The following is a 13591-nucleotide window of genomic DNA, read 5'->3' on the forward strand; positions in this document are numbered from 1 at the left end:
TGACCGAGGGCGCTGGCCCTGACCGCGCGCGTCGAGACGCGCCGTGCCGCTCAGCGCGGCGTATCGGCCTCGGCGGCGGTGGAGGTCTCGGCCATGCGGCGGCGCTCCACCGGCCGGTTCAGCAGCGTCGGCAGCGAAGGCGGCAGCACCTGGGCCGGCGCGGTGCGGCTGCTGCGCCGCCGCCGCCGCGCCGGGGGCGTCACTGGCTCCAGCACCTCGCCGACGGGCATGTCCGCCGGCTCCAGCCCGGCCTTCAGATGGCGGCGCACCACCCCGCCGATCAGGTCGCTCTCGCGAAATCCCAGCCCGTCGACCGCCAGGAAGCGCGAGGAATACTCGCCCAGCTCGCCCTCGGTGTCGCGCACCTTCCAGCCGGCGCCCCGGTAGCGGCGCGCGATGCCGCGGTTGAGCACCCATCCGGTGATCAGCATCGACAGGCCGGAAGACATCAGCGCCAGCGCCAGCGAGGCCACCACCGGCCAGGTGCGCAGATGGCGCCACTGGCGCGCATGGGCCAGCGCGATGCCGGCGCCCAGCACCGGCCAGGACAGACCGCCGCCACCGCCGGCGTCCAGCAGCACGAACAGCTCGGCCACCGCCGCAGCGACGCCGCCCAGCACCAGCACCGCATCGGTCCCGAGGGACACGTCGGTGTGCCGGTGCAGCACGGGATGGACGAAGGTGAGCGTCTTCTTCATGTCGTCGGAGGCGGATCGCCGGCACTGGTACCAGTTCGTAGCATCGGCATTCCAGGCCCGAACTTGACGCCCGCATGCCGGATCCGGATCAACCCGGAGCTGTCCCGGCAGCGACAAGACCGGCCGGCAGGCGATTTCTACACTGCGACGCCAGCACCCGATGCCTGAGGAGTCCGCCGATGCAGCTGTCCTTCACCGACGAGGAAATCGCCTTTCGCGCCGAGGTGCGCGCCTGGGTCGCAGAGAGCCTGCCGGCCGACCTGGCCGCCAAGGTGCACGGCGCGCTGCGCCTGTCGCGCGAGGACCTGCAGCGCTGGGCGCGCATCCTGGGTGCGAAGGGCTGGCTGGGCTGGGGCTGGCCGAAGGAATTCGGCGGGCCCGGCTGGAACGCGGTGCAGCGCCACCTGTTCGAGGAGGAATGCGCGCTGGCCGGCGCACCGCGGGTCGTGCCCTTCGGGCCGGTGATGGTCGCACCGGTCATCATGGCCTTCGGCACGCCCGAGCAGCAGCGCCGCTTCCTGCCCGGCATCGCCAGCGGCGAGGTCTGGTGGAGCCAGGGCTACTCGGAGCCCGGCTCGGGCTCGGACCTGGCCAGCCTGAAGACCCGCGCCGAGCGCGTCGGCGATCGCTACATCGTCAACGGCCAGAAGACCTGGACCACGCTGGCCCAGCACGGCGACTGGATCTTCTGCCTGGTGCGCACTTCGACGGAAGGCAAGCCGCAGACCGGCATCAGCTTCCTGCTGATCGACATGAAGTCGCCCGGCGTGACGGTGCGGCCGATCCTCACGCTCGACGGCGAGCACGAGGTCAACGAGGTCTGGTTCGACAATGTCGAGGTGCCGGCCGACCAGCTCGTCGGCCCGGAGAACCAGGGCTGGACCTGCGCCAAGTACCTGCTCGCGCACGAGCGCACCAACATCGCCGACGTCAACCGCGCCAAGCGCGAGCTCGAGCGCCTCAAGCGCATCGCGCGCGCCGAGGGCCTGTGGGAGGACACGCGATTCCGCGACCAGATCGCGCTGCTGGAGGTCGACATCGTCGCGCTGGAGATGATGGTGCTGCGGGTGCTGTCGGCCGAGCGCGGGGGGAAGAAGTCGCTGGACGTGGCCGGGCTGCTGAAGATACGCGGCAGCGAGATCCAGCAGCGCTACACCGAGCTGATGATGCTCGCCGGCGGCCCCTACAGCCTGCCCTTCCTCTTCGAGGCAATGGAGGCCGGCTGGCAGGGCGACGCGGCGCTGGGCGGCGTCTGGCCGGGTGGCGCGGCGCACGCGCACTGCATCCCGCTGACCTCGACCTACCTGAACTACCGCAAGACCACCATCTACGGCGGCAGCAACGAGGTGCAGCGCAACATCGTCGCGCAGACGCTGCTGGGCTGACGCCGACACGCACACGAGGAGACGGCGATGGACTTCGATTTCAGCGACGAGCAGGAGCAGCTGCGCGAGGCGGTGCGGCGCTGGGCCGAGCGGGCGCACGGCTTCGAGCGCCACCGCGCGATCGTGCGCGACGAGGGCGGCGACAGCGCGGCGGTCTGGGCCGAGCTGGCCGGACTGGGCCTGACCGCGCTGGCGGTGCCGCAGTCGCACGGCGGGCTGGGCTTCGGCCCGGTCGAGGCGATGGTGGTGATGGAGGAACTCGGCCGCGGCCGGGTCGGCGCGCCGTATGCGGCGGCGGCGCTGGTGGCGCCGGTGTTGCTGTCGGGCGCGCCCGAGGCGCTGCAGGCGGCCTGGCTGCCGCGCATCGCCGCCGGCGACGCGCGGGTCGTGCTCGCGCACCAGGAAAGCGGCGCGCGCTACCGGCTCGACCGGGTCGAGACGAGGCTGGCGGCCGCGGACGGCGGCTGGCGCCTGAGCGGCCGCAAGAGCCTGGTGCCGGTCGGCGACCGCGCCGAGGCCTTCGTCGTCAGCGCCCGCGACGACGACGGCCGGCTGGCGCTGGCGCTGGTCGAGCGCGACGCGCCCGGCGTGACGGCGCGCGGCCACCTGCTGCACGACGGCACGCGCGCGGCCGAGCTGACCTGGCAGAACGCACCGGCGCAGCGCCTGAGCGCGGCCGGGACCGACGCGCTGCCCGCGCTCGAGCATGCGGCCGACGTGGCGATCGCCGCGCTGTGCGCCGAGGCGGTCGGGCTGATGGACTTCCTGGTCGCGCTGACCGCCGGCTACCTGAAGACACGGCGCCAGTTCGGCGTGCCGATCGCCAGCTTCCAGGCGCTGCGCCACCGGCTGGCCGACTGCAAGATGGCGCTGGAGCTGGCGCGCTCGATGAGCTACCTGGCCACGCTGCGCCTGGCGGACGCGCCTGAGTTGCGCCGGCGCGCCGTCGCGCAGGCCAAGGTGCAGCTCGGCCAGTCAATGCGTTTCGTCGGCCAGCAGTGCGTGCAGATGCACGGCGGCATCGGCATGACCGACGAATATGTCGGCGCGCATGCCTTCAAGCGCCTGACCTGCATGGAGCTGCAGTGGGGCGACACGCTGCACCACCTCGGCGAAGTCGGCGCGCAGATGCAGGACACCGCCGGCGTGTTCGGCTGAGCCGGCCTGCGGGCTGGCATCATCGCGGCCCATGACAAGCAGCAAGCCAAGCAGCAAGCCCCCCTCCCCGCGAAAGAAGCGCCCGCGCGCCCTGCTGATCGCGCTGGCCGTGGTGCTGGCGATTCCCGCGGCCCATGTCGGCCAGCGGGTCTGGAATCGCTATCTGCGCCCGGATGTGCCCGGCCCCTACGACCGCCGCGCCGACGCCCAGGCCGACATCGGCCGCGCGGTCGACCAGGCCCGGCGCGAGAACCGGCGGGTGCTGGTGATGTTCGGCGCCAACTGGTGTCCGGAATGCCGCCGTCTGGCCGACGACCTGGCCCAGCCGGCGCTGGGGGCGCCGGTGGCCGAGCGCTTCGTCACCGTCAAGGTCGACATCGGCCATTTCGACCGCAACGGCCGCATCATCCAGCAGCTCGGCAATCCGGTCGACGACGGCATTCCGGCGCTGGTGGTGCTGGACGCGACCGGCCAGCGCCAGGGCATGCTGACCGGCAAGCAGGTGGTCGGCCTGCGCCAGTCCGGCGAGCCCGCGCCGCTGCTGGCCGCGCTCGACGGCCTGGGCGGCGCCGCCTCCACGCTGCCCGCCGCCAGGCCCTGAGCCCCGAACCCTCTTTTCCACTTTCCGCGATGGCCAAGAAATCCTCCCGCCGCGCTGCGGCGCTCTCCGTCTCGCAGGCGCTTTTCTCGCAAGGCTTCGGCACCCGCCGCGACTGCGACGGCCTGGTGCTCAACGGCCGGGTCGCGATCGCCGGCCGGGTGATCGACGACCCGGACGAGCCGGTCGAGACCGACGGCCTGGTGCTGACCGTCGAGGGCCGCGACTGGCCCTGGCACGAGAAGGCGCTGATCCTGCTGCACAAGCCCGCCGGCTACGAGTGCTCGCAGAAGCCCAAGCACTGGCCCAGCGTGATGACGCTGCTGCCGCCGCCCCTGCGCTGGCGCAGCGGCGGCGACCTGCAGCCGGTCGGCCGCCTCGACCAGGACACCACCGGCCTGCTGCTGCTGACCGACGACGGCGCGCTGATCCACCGCCTGACCCACCCGAAGAAGCATGTCGACAAGGTCTACGAGGTGAGCTGCGCACGCCCGGTCACCGAGGAGCAGCTGGCGAAGCTGCGCGCCGGCGTGGTGCTCAACGACGACCCGGCGCCGGTGCGCTCCGAGGAATGCGAGATCACCGGCGAGTTCACGCTGCGCATGATGCTGACCGAGGGCAAGTACCACCAGGTCAAGCGCATGATCGCGGCGGTGGGCAACCATGTCGAGGCGCTGCACCGCAGCCGCTTCGGCCGCCTGACGATCCCCGACGGGCTCGCCCCGGGCCAGTGGTGCTGGGTCGATCCGGGCTCGATCTGAGCCGCGATCCGGGCGGCACCGGATAATCGCGTCCCATGCGAGTCTTCCGTGGCATCCATCATCCCGGGCTGGCGCCGGCCTGTGCGCTGACGATCGGCAATTTCGACGGCGTGCATCGCGGCCATCAGGCGATGCTGGCACTGCTGAACAACGAGGCGCGCCACCGCGGCCTGCCCAGCTGCGTGATGACCTTCGAGCCGCACCCGCGCGACTTCTTCGCCGCGCGGGCCGGTCAGCCGGACAAGGCGCCGGCGCGCATCGCCACGCTGCGCGACAAGCTCGGCGAGCTCGAGCGCTGCGGCGTCGACCAGGTGGTGCTGATGCGCTTCGACGAGCACCTGGCCGCGCAGTCGCCTCAGGCCTTCATCGACGAGGTGCTGCAGCGCGGCCTGGGCGCGCGCTATGTGCTGGTCGGCGACGACTTCCGCTTCGGCGCACGCCGCGCCGGCGACTACGCGATGCTCGACCGCGCCGGCAGCGCGTCCGGCTTCGACGTCGCGCGCATGATGAGCTACGAGGTGCACGGGCTGCGGGTGTCGAGCTCCGCGGTGCGCGAAGCACTGGCGCGCGGCGACATGACCGCCACCGCCGCGCTGCTGGGCCGTCCCTACAGCATCAGCGGCCATGTGACGCACGGACGCAAGCTCGGCCGCGGGCTCGGGGCCTCGGCGGCCGGCGCGGACGACGGCTTTCGCACACTGAACCTGCGCTTCGCGCATCGCCGATCGGCCGCCGCCGGCATCTATGTCGTGCGGGTTCACGGCCTGACGGCGCAGCCGCTCGACGGCGTGGCCAGCCTGGGCGTGCGCCCGACGGTCGAGGACGCCGGACGCATCCTGCTCGAGACGCATGTGCTCGACTGGCCGGCCGGGCTGGGCCGCGAGGGGGGCTACGGTAAACTTGTCCGGGTGGAACTTCTGCACAAGCTGCGCGACGAGGCCCGCTACGACGGCCTCGACGCCCTGACCGCCGCGATCCGCCAGGACGTGGTGAACGCGCGCCTGTGGTTCGACGGCCACGCCGCCGAACGCCGCCAGACCACGCGCGACCGAATTTGAACGCGGCGCCCCCACGCCGCCATCGCCCCGCTTTGTCATTCCCGCGCACGCGGGAACCCACCCTTGCCACCGCCCTCCCCCGTCGTGGATTCCCGCCTGCGCGGGAATGACGGCTTGAACGAATCGCCATGACTCAGACCCCCGCTACCGACTACCGCGCGACGCTCAACCTGGCCGACACGCCCTTCCCGATGCGCGGCGACCTGCCCAAGCGCGAGCCCGCCTGGGTCCAGGCCTGGAACGACGAGGGCCTGTACCTGCGCCTGCGCGAGGCGCGCCGGGGCGCGCCGCTGTTCGTGCTGCATGACGGCCCGCCCTATGCCAACGGCAAGCTGCACATCGGCCACGCGCTGAACAAGGTGCTGAAGGACATGATCGTCAAGTCGCGCCAGCTCATGGGCCTGGACGCGCAGTACATCCCCGGCTGGGACTGCCACGGCCTGCCGATCGAGAACGCGATCGAGAAGCTGCACGGCCGCAAGCTCTCGCGCGACGACATGCAGGCCAGGAGCCGCGCCTACGCCACCGAGCAGATCGGGCAGCAGCGCGAGGACTTCAAGCGCCTGGGCGTGCTCGGCGACTGGGAGCGCCCCTACCGGACGATGGACTTCGCGAATGAAGCCGGCGAGATCCGCGCCTTCAAGCGCGTGATCGAGCGCGGCTTCGTCTACCGCGGCCTCAAGCCCGTCTACTGGTGCTTCGACTGCGGCAGCTCGCTGGCCGAGTTCGAGATCGAGTACGCCGACAAGAAGAGCGACACGCTGGACGTGGCCTTCGAGGCCGATGACGCCGGCGCGCTGGCCGCCGCCTTCGGCCTGGGCGGCCTGCCGGGCGACGGGGCCAAGAAGGCCTTCGCGGTCATCTGGACCACCACCGCCTGGACCATTCCCGCCAACCAGGCGCTCAACGCGCACCCGGAGCTGAGCTACGCGCTGGTCGACACGCCGCGCGGCGTGCTGCTGCTGGCCGAGGAGCTGGTGGCCAGGTGCCTGGAGCGCTACAAGCTCGAAGGCACGGTCATCGCCACCGCCCGGGGCGAGGCGCTCAAGGGCCTGGTCTTCCGCCATCCGCTGCACGACACGGTCACGGCCGAAGAAGGCAGCAAGTACAGCTACCGCCGCCTGTCGCCGCTGTATCTGGCCGACTATGTCACCGCCGGCGACGGCACCGGCATCGTGCACTCGGCGCCGGCCTATGGCGTGGACGACTTCAATTCCTGCGTCGCGCACGGCCTCCAATACGACGACATCCTCAACCCGGTGCAGGGCAACGGCGTCTACGCCGACGAGCTGCCCTTCTTCGGCGGCCAGCACATCTGGAAGGCCTGCGAGCGCATCATCGAGGTGCTCGGCCAGAGCGACCGCCTGATGGCGACGCAGCCGATCGTCCACAGCTACCCGCACTGCTGGCGCCACAAGACGCCGGTGATCTACCGCGCAGCCGCCCAGTGGTTCGTGCGCATGGACGAGGGCGAGGGCGTGTTCACGAAGGACAAGGCCCCGAAGACGCTGCGCCAGCTCGCGCTCGACGCGATCGACCAGACGCAGTTCTATCCCGAGAACGGCCGCGCCCGCCTGCGCGACATGATCGCCAACCGCCCGGACTGGTGCATCTCGCGCCAGCGCTCCTGGGGCGTGCCGGTGCCCTTCTTCCTGAACGTCAACACCGGCGAGCTGCATCCGCGCACGATGGAGATCCTCGACCAGGCGGCCGACATCGTCGAAAAGGGCGGCATCGAGGCCTGGAGCCGCGTCACGACCGAGGAAATCCTGGGTGCCGAGGACGCGCCGCACTACACCAAGAGCACCGACATCCTGGAGGTGTGGTTCGACTCCGGCTCGACCTTCCAGCATGTGCTGCGCGGCAGCCACGCCAAGAACTACGCCCGCGCCCCCTTCCACGACCAGGGCCCCGAGGCCGATCTGTACCTGGAAGGCCATGACCAGCACCGCGGCTGGTTCCACTCCTCGCTGCTGCTGGGCTGCGCGCTGTACGACCGCGCGCCGTACCGCGGCCTGCTGACCCACGGCTTCGCCACCGACGGCCAGGGCCGCAAGATGAGCAAGTCGCTCGGCAACACCGTCGAGCCGCAGACCATCACCACCAAGCTCGGCGCCGAGATCGTGCGGCTGTGGGTGGCCTCGACCGACTACTCGGGCGACCTGAACATCGACGACAGGATCCTGGCGCGCGTGGTCGATGCCTACCGCCGCATCCGCAACACGGTGCGCTTCCTGCTGGCCAACACCAGCGACTTCGATCCCGCCACCGATCTGGTGGCGGACGCCGAGCTGCTGGAGATCGACCGCTACGCGCTGAGCCGCGCCGCCGAGCTGCAGGCCGAGATCCTGAAGCACTACGCGGTCTACGAGTTCCACCCGGTGGTCTCGAAGCTGCAGGTCTACTGCTCGGAGGACCTGGGCGCCTTCTATCTGGACGTGCTGAAGGACCGCCTGTACACGACCGCGCCGAAGTCGCTGGCGCGCCGCTCGGCGCAGACCGCGCTGTGGAAGATCACGAACGCGATGCTGCGCTGGATGGCGCCGTTCCTGAGCTTCACCGCCGAGGAGGCCTGGACGCAGTTCGCCGGCGCCGCCTCGCAGGGCTCGATCTTCTTCGAGACCTATGCCGATCTGGGCACGCCGGACGCGGCGCTGCTGGCGAAGTGGACGCAGGTGCGCGCGGTACGCGAAGCGGTCAACAAGGAGATCGAGGCGGTGCGCACGGCCGGCGCGGTCGGCGCCTCGCTGCAGGCGACCGTGGCGATCACCGCGCCGCAGGCCGACTTCGAGCTGCTGGCCTCGCTGGGCGACGATCTGAAGTTCGTGCTGATCACCTCGGCGGTCACGCTGGCGGCCGGCGACGCGCTGGCGGTCACCGTCACGCCGAGCACCGCGCCGAAGTGCGAGCGCTGCTGGCACTACCGCGACGACGTCGGCGCCAACCCGGCGCATCCGACGATCTGCGGCCGCTGCGACAGCAACCTGCACGGCGAGGGCGAGGCGCGCCACTGCGCCTGAGGCGGCGAGGCCCGGCACCCCGGGCCCCGGCGTTTCACGGACTCACCAGTTGCGCTCGTAGATCCCGAGCTTGCGACCGATGCGGCCGGCCAGCATGTGCAGCTTCACCGCGCGGTCCGACAGGGGCACCGGGCCGTTGGGCGGCGGCATGCCGTCCTGCAGCGCCTGGTGGCGCTCGCGGCTCATGTAGATCATCAGCGCGGTCTTGTGCGGCAGATGCACCACCGAGCCGAACTCGAAGCCGGTCTGCACCAGCCGCGCCAGCACCTTGCGGTTGCGGATGTCGGGCTCGCCGACCAGCCGGCTCACCGTCGGGTCGCGGAAGATCCAGCGGGCGATCGTGCGGAAGGCGTGAAAGGTCAGCGCCGGTACCGGATCCTGCCCCGGCGGCCCCATCAGCACATGGAAGCCGCGATCACCCGGCTTCACCGTGTAGAAGCGCTGCAGCAGGTCATGCCGCGGGTCGTAGGCCATGAAGATGAACAGCGGGCGGCCGCTGCGCTCGTCGAGCGCGATCGCCATCTCCTCGCGGCCCTCGGCCAGCAGGCCGCGGTACTTGTCGCGCACCTCCTCCAGCGTCTTGCCCTGCATGCCCCAGAAGCGCGCGTAGTCGCGGCTGAGCCAGTCATGCAGCGTCACCGCGTCGGTCTCCGGATCGAGCGCGCGCACCTGCACCGGACCGACGCCCGGCAACTCGATGCGCATCAGCTTGGGCTGGGCCGACATCAGGCCGCCGCCTTGGCCGCGCGGCCGTCCAGGCCCTGCTCGGCCTCGAGCGACTGCAGCAGCGCACGCACCGCCACGCCACAGCTGCGCACCTGCAGATCGTCCTGGCTGACCTTCGTGCCCTGGAAGCGATCGAGCGACTGGTTCGTCAGGTCCAGCTCCTGCTGGCAGCGCGGCTGCAGCACCGCGGTGATGCGGCGCAGCCGGCGTGCGGCCGCGGCGCGGCCCTCGGTGCCGGAGATCTCGCCCAGGCGCGCCTGGCCGTCGGGGCCGAGCAGGCCGGCCTGCGTCAGCGCGGCCTGCGTCTCGTGGTCGTCGAACTCGGCCAGCAGCGCCAGCACCACCTTCAGCAGATTGGCCAGCACGGTGCGGTCGTCGAGTTCGGTCTGGGCGCGGTGATAGCAACTCGCCAGCGTGCGCGCGAGCAGATCGGCCTCGGACGGTGCCAGCGCGGCGGCCTGGTCGGCCTGCAGCGCCAGCAGCGTCTGCGCACTCAGGCACTGCGCCAGCTTGACCAGCAGCTCCAGCTTTGAGCTGGCGTAGACATAGGCGTAGAAGCGGTCCCAGTCGTCGATCGCCGACAGCATGCGCGTCACCTCGGTCGAGTTCAGCTCCTTGGCGTAGGTGCCGTTCATCGTCGCGTCGAGGAACTGGGTGATCAGCTTCTTGCTGCCCGCGCAGCCATGACCGCTCAGGCCCGACAGGAGCGAGCCGGAGCTGTCGGCCAGCTCGTACAGGCGCTCGCCGCTCATCGGCTCGGGATCGAGCGGCGTGAGATCGCCCTTCTCCATCAGCGCGCGCACCACCATGAAGGGGCCGACGCCCAGCGTGAAGAACACCGTCTCCAGCGGCGGCGTCGCGGCATAGGTGCTGCCGCGGCGACGCACCAGATAGGACACATAGGCCGCGCCCATCTTGGACAGCACATAGCCTTCCATCAGGTTGAAGCGCGAGTGGTCCAGACCGCGGCGCGCGATGTAGTTGGCGCGCACCGTGGTGACCAGCTGCAGCGCGTCGTCCCAGGACGCCATCACGTTGCGCAGCGCCGTCAGGTTGATCGGCAGGCCGTAGCGCGAGCCCTCGAACTTGCAGGGCTTGCTCTCGGTCTCGACGATCTCGCGGTAGATCTCGGGATTGGTGTTGTTCTCGCCGATCTGGCGTCCGTCATCGGAATGGAAGGCGCAGATGCCGTTCCACACGTCGTAGTCGAACTCCATGCGCGGGCGCATGTAGGGCGGCGGACGCAGGCGGGAGTAGGCCTTCACCGCGACCGGATTCAGTCGCTTCGAGAAGTAGGCGCTCCGGAGGGCGGACTTGATCGGTTCCAGCATGGCTATCGGCTCTCTTGTACTCTCTGAGGATCTCGCGGGGGTGCTGCGCTGACGCAGCGTTGCATCGTCACGACCCAGGCGGCAATCGGCCGTCTGCCACCCCGGCCCGGTCATGCAGGCTCGACTTCTCCCATCCGCCATGATGCCTGACAAGCGACCAGATCAGAGGCTGGCCAGTCGGCTGCGGGTACTGTGACGCAGATCACGTGGGCCGCGAACGGGCGATGCATCCGGCCAACAGCGGCCCGCCCGGCTCACGGGACGAAACTGGCTACAGTGGCGCATCCGCCGGCCACGCGCCGGCTTTCTCCGACCTTTGCGACCGCGATGTCCTCCAAGCCCCGATCTTCCTCGTCCCCCCGCACCGATGCCCGTCCGGGCCGCCTGCTGCCCTGGCTGGCCCTGGCCTTCCTGATCATCGTGCTCGACCAGATCACCAAGATCCTGATCGTGCAGCGCTTCCAGCTCGGTGACGGCCAGGTCATCACCGGCTTCTTCAATCTGGTGCGGGTCCACAACACCGGCGCGGCCTTCAGCTTCCTGGCCCAGGCCTCGGGCTGGCAGCGCTGGTTCTTCATCGGCCTGGGCTTCGCGGCCTCGGCGATGTTCATCTGGATGCTCCGCAGCCACGCCGAGCAGCGCCTGTTCGCCTTCAGCGTGGCCATGCTGCTCGGCGGCGCGCTGGGCAATGTCATCGACCGTGCCTGGCACGGCCATGTGATCGACTTCCTGCAGTTCCACTGGGACGTCCTCGCGCCGATGTTCCCGGGCGGCTATTTCCCCTCGTTCAACCTGGCCGACTGCGCGCTGACCGCCGGCGCGATCGGGCTGATCCTCGACGAGCTGCTGCGGGTGCGGCGCAGCTGAGCGGCCGGCCGCCGGCCGGGAATCCCCGGGCTGTCCAGGGTCGGAGGGCGGCGCTAATCTCCACGCAGAGCGACAGGAGATGCGCAATGACGCCGATCAATCCGTCGACCGACAACACGCCGGCCGAATCCTCCGCAACCCTGACCGGCGACCCGGCCACGACCCGGGAGACCGCACCGATCCGGCTGCGCCCGCTGCCGATGGGCGCGCCGGTGCGCTGGCTGGCCCGAGGCCTGGCCGACTTCCGCCGCCACCCCTCGATCGGCCTGTTCTACGGCCTGTGCTTCGTCGCGATGGGCTGGGGCCTGCTGAAGGTCTACGAGAACGCGCCGGCCTACATGCTGGCGCTGTCGGCCGGCTTCCTGCTGATGGGCCCCTTCCTGTGCATGGGCCTGTACGACGTGTCGATGAAGCTCGAGCGCGGCGAGCGCCCCGATTTCGGCGACTCCCTGGTCGCCTGGGAAAGCCACCTCGGCCAGATGGCGATCTTCGGCTTCGTGCTGCTGGTGCTGGAAATGCTCTGGGGCCGGGCGGCGATGGTGGTGTTCGCGGTCAGCTTCGACGGCATGCCGGACATGAAGGGCTCGCTGCTGGCGCTGCTCGACCCGAACAACATCGGCTTCATCGTCACCTACCTGGGCGTCGGCGCGATCTTCGCCGGGCTGATCTTCGCGGTCAGCGTCATCAGCATTCCGATGATGCTCGACCGCCAGGTCGATGCGATCACCGCCGGCCTGACCAGCATGCGTCTGGTGCTGACCCAGCCCGGGGTGATGATCTTCTGGGGCGCGCTGCTGACCGCGCTGACGCTGCTGGCGATGCTGCCGGGCTTTCTCGGCCTGATCGTCCTGGGCCCGATCCTCGGCCACGCCAGCTGGCATGCCTACCGGGACGCGGTCATCGACGAGACCCGCGACCCGGACGGCAACGCACGCGGTTGAGCGGCGGGCCGAGCCCCGCCCCGTTCAGGGCAGCAGCACCAGGCAGCCGGTGGTGACGCGCGAGGCCAGATCGGCATGGGCCTGGGCGGCGTCGGCCAGCGCATAGCGGCGCGACACCGGAATCCGCACCTCGCCGGAACTCACCCGCGCGAACAGATCGTCGGCCATCGCCTGCGTGCTCTCGCGGGTGGCCAGGTGGGTGAACAGCGTCGGGCGCGTCAGATGCAGCGAGCCCTTGGCCGCCAGCACGCCGAGGTTCACCGGCGGCACCGGCCCGGAGGCATTGCCGAAGCTGGCCATCAGGCCGAAGGGCTCCAGGCAATCGAGCGAGCCCTCGAAGGTGTCCTGGCCGATCGAGTCGTAGACCGCACGCACGCCGCGCCCGCCGGTGATCTCGCGCACCCGGGCGACGAAGTCCTCGCTGCGGTAGTCGATGGCGAACTCGGCACCATGCGCGAGCGCCAGACCGCATTTCTCGGCGCCGCCGGCGGTGCCGATCAGCCGCAGGCCCAGCGCGCGCGCCCACTGGCAGGCGATCAGGCCGACGCCGCCGGCCGCCGCATGCCACAGCACGAAGTCGCCCGGCTGCAGCCCGCCCTGCGGCTGGGTGCGCCGCAGCAGGTACTGCACCGTCAGGCCCTTGAGCATCATCGCGGCGCCCGTCTCGAAGTCGATGCCGTCGGGCAGCACCACCACCGAGCGCGCCGGCATCACCCGCAGCTCGCAGTAGCTGCCCGGCGGCTGGCTGGCGTAGGCGACACGGTCGCCGGGCTGCAGATGGGTCACGCCGGCACCGACCGCCTCGACCACGCCGGCACCCTCCATGCCCAGCGTCAGCGGCAGCGGGTTGGCGTACAGGCCGGTGCGCTGGTAGATGTCGATGAAGTTGACGCCGACGGCATGGTGGCGGATGCACACCTCGCCGGGGCCGGGCTCGCCGACCTCCAGCTCGACGAGCTGCATGGCTTCGGGGCCGCCGAACTGGCGGATCTGCAGGGCGCGGGTCATCGCGGGCATCGGGTTCTCCTGTCTCCTGGACCATGAAGGG

12 protein-coding genes are annotated in these 13591 nt (G+C 70.7%); 8 read left to right on the forward strand and 4 right to left on the reverse strand.

What is annotated here, in order from left to right:
- Positions 1-50: 50 nt before the first annotated feature.
- A complete protein-coding gene (locus tag HZU84_RS00965) occupies positions 51-698 on the reverse strand; it encodes a hypothetical protein (RefSeq protein ID WP_149502813.1) in 648 nt (215 codons plus the stop codon).
- 179 nt (positions 699-877) lie between these two features.
- Between HZU84_RS00965 and HZU84_RS00970 the strand changes: the two genes are divergently transcribed.
- The 6 genes from HZU84_RS00970 (at position 878) to ileS (ending at position 8678) form a co-directional block, all read left to right on the forward strand.
- Positions 878-2083, forward strand: a complete 1206-nt coding sequence (locus tag HZU84_RS00970) for an acyl-CoA dehydrogenase family protein (protein ID WP_149502812.1) — start codon at positions 878-880, stop codon at positions 2081-2083.
- A gap of 27 nt (positions 2084-2110) precedes the next feature.
- Positions 2111-3241, forward strand: coding sequence for an acyl-CoA dehydrogenase family protein (locus HZU84_RS00975; RefSeq protein ID WP_149502811.1), 1131 nt, complete (start codon positions 2111-2113; stop codon positions 3239-3241).
- Between the two features lie 31 nt (positions 3242-3272).
- Positions 3273-3842: a thioredoxin family protein gene (locus HZU84_RS00980; protein ID WP_149502810.1), complete on the forward strand. Its 570-nt coding sequence runs from the start codon at positions 3273-3275 to the stop codon at positions 3840-3842.
- A gap of 29 nt (positions 3843-3871) precedes the next feature.
- Complete coding sequence (locus HZU84_RS00985; protein WP_149502809.1) at positions 3872-4600, forward strand: pseudouridine synthase; 729 nt, start codon at positions 3872-3874, stop codon at positions 4598-4600.
- Positions 4601-4635: 35 nt separating this feature from the next.
- Entirely contained in the window at positions 4636-5658 is a 1023-nt protein-coding gene (locus HZU84_RS00990; RefSeq protein ID WP_149502808.1) for a bifunctional riboflavin kinase/FAD synthetase, read from the forward strand.
- A 128-nt stretch (positions 5659-5786) separates the two neighbouring features.
- Positions 5787-8678 (forward strand): isoleucine--tRNA ligase, encoded by a 2892-nt coding sequence (gene ileS, locus HZU84_RS00995; RefSeq protein WP_149502807.1) that lies wholly within the window; start codon positions 5787-5789, stop codon positions 8676-8678.
- 42 nt (positions 8679-8720) lie between these two features.
- Here the strand turns inward: ileS and HZU84_RS01000 are convergent, their stop codons facing one another.
- Both HZU84_RS01000 and HZU84_RS01005 read right to left on the reverse strand, forming a co-directional pair.
- The gene (locus tag HZU84_RS01000) at positions 8721-9404 is read right to left on the reverse strand and encodes a GNAT family N-acetyltransferase (protein WP_149502806.1); all 684 of its coding nucleotides are present in this window, start codon (positions 9402-9404) and stop codon (positions 8721-8723) included.
- A complete protein-coding gene (locus HZU84_RS01005; protein WP_149502805.1) occupies positions 9404-10735 on the reverse strand; it encodes a hypothetical protein in 1332 nt (443 codons plus the stop codon). The genes HZU84_RS01000 and HZU84_RS01005 overlap by 1 nt, the downstream gene beginning before the upstream one ends.
- Before the next feature lie 327 nt (positions 10736-11062).
- Here HZU84_RS01005 and lspA point away from each other — a divergent pair, with 327 nt between their 5' ends.
- Positions 11063-11602: a signal peptidase II gene (gene lspA, locus HZU84_RS01010; protein WP_149502804.1), complete on the forward strand. Its 540-nt coding sequence runs from the start codon at positions 11063-11065 to the stop codon at positions 11600-11602.
- Positions 11603-11688: 86 nt separating this feature from the next.
- Entirely contained in the window at positions 11689-12543 is an 855-nt protein-coding gene (locus HZU84_RS01015; RefSeq protein ID WP_149502803.1) for a DUF2189 domain-containing protein, read from the forward strand.
- A 24-nt stretch (positions 12544-12567) separates the two neighbouring features.
- On the opposite strand, the gene HZU84_RS01020 is transcribed toward HZU84_RS01015, so the two are convergent.
- A complete protein-coding gene (locus tag HZU84_RS01020; RefSeq protein WP_149505156.1) occupies positions 12568-13551 on the reverse strand; it encodes a quinone oxidoreductase family protein in 984 nt (327 codons plus the stop codon).
- Between the last annotated feature and the right edge of the window lie 40 nt (positions 13552-13591).

It is taken from the genome of Sphaerotilus sulfidivorans, from assembly GCF_013426975.1.
Lineage (GTDB): Bacteria > Pseudomonadota > Gammaproteobacteria > Burkholderiales > Burkholderiaceae_C > Sphaerotilus > Sphaerotilus sulfidivorans.

What these genes read in the sequence shown, in the direction of transcription:
- HZU84_RS00965 (WP_149502813.1), bottom strand. Translation starts at nt 698, where the DNA reads ATGAAGAAGACGCTCACCTTCGTCCATCCCGTGCTGCACCGGCACACC.
- HZU84_RS00970 (WP_149502812.1), top strand. Translation starts at nt 878, where the DNA reads ATGCAGCTGTCCTTCACCGACGAGGAAATCGCCTTTCGCGCCGAGGTG.
- HZU84_RS00975 (WP_149502811.1), top strand. Translation starts at nt 2,111, where the DNA reads ATGGACTTCGATTTCAGCGACGAGCAGGAGCAGCTGCGCGAGGCGGTG.
- HZU84_RS00980 (WP_149502810.1), top strand. Translation starts at nt 3,273, where the DNA reads ATGACAAGCAGCAAGCCAAGCAGCAAGCCCCCCTCCCCGCGAAAGAAG.
- HZU84_RS00985 (WP_149502809.1), top strand. Translation starts at nt 3,872, where the DNA reads ATGGCCAAGAAATCCTCCCGCCGCGCTGCGGCGCTCTCCGTCTCGCAG.
- HZU84_RS00990 (WP_149502808.1), top strand. Translation starts at nt 4,636, where the DNA reads ATGCGAGTCTTCCGTGGCATCCATCATCCCGGGCTGGCGCCGGCCTGT.
- ileS (WP_149502807.1), top strand. Translation starts at nt 5,787, where the DNA reads ATGACTCAGACCCCCGCTACCGACTACCGCGCGACGCTCAACCTGGCC.
- HZU84_RS01000 (WP_149502806.1), bottom strand. Translation starts at nt 9,404, where the DNA reads ATGTCGGCCCAGCCCAAGCTGATGCGCATCGAGTTGCCGGGCGTCGGT.
- HZU84_RS01005 (WP_149502805.1), bottom strand. Translation starts at nt 10,735, where the DNA reads ATGCTGGAACCGATCAAGTCCGCCCTCCGGAGCGCCTACTTCTCGAAG.
- lspA (WP_149502804.1), top strand. Translation starts at nt 11,063, where the DNA reads ATGTCCTCCAAGCCCCGATCTTCCTCGTCCCCCCGCACCGATGCCCGT.
- HZU84_RS01015 (WP_149502803.1), top strand. Translation starts at nt 11,689, where the DNA reads ATGACGCCGATCAATCCGTCGACCGACAACACGCCGGCCGAATCCTCC.
- HZU84_RS01020 (WP_149505156.1), bottom strand. Translation starts at nt 13,551, where the DNA reads ATGACCCGCGCCCTGCAGATCCGCCAGTTCGGCGGCCCCGAAGCCATG.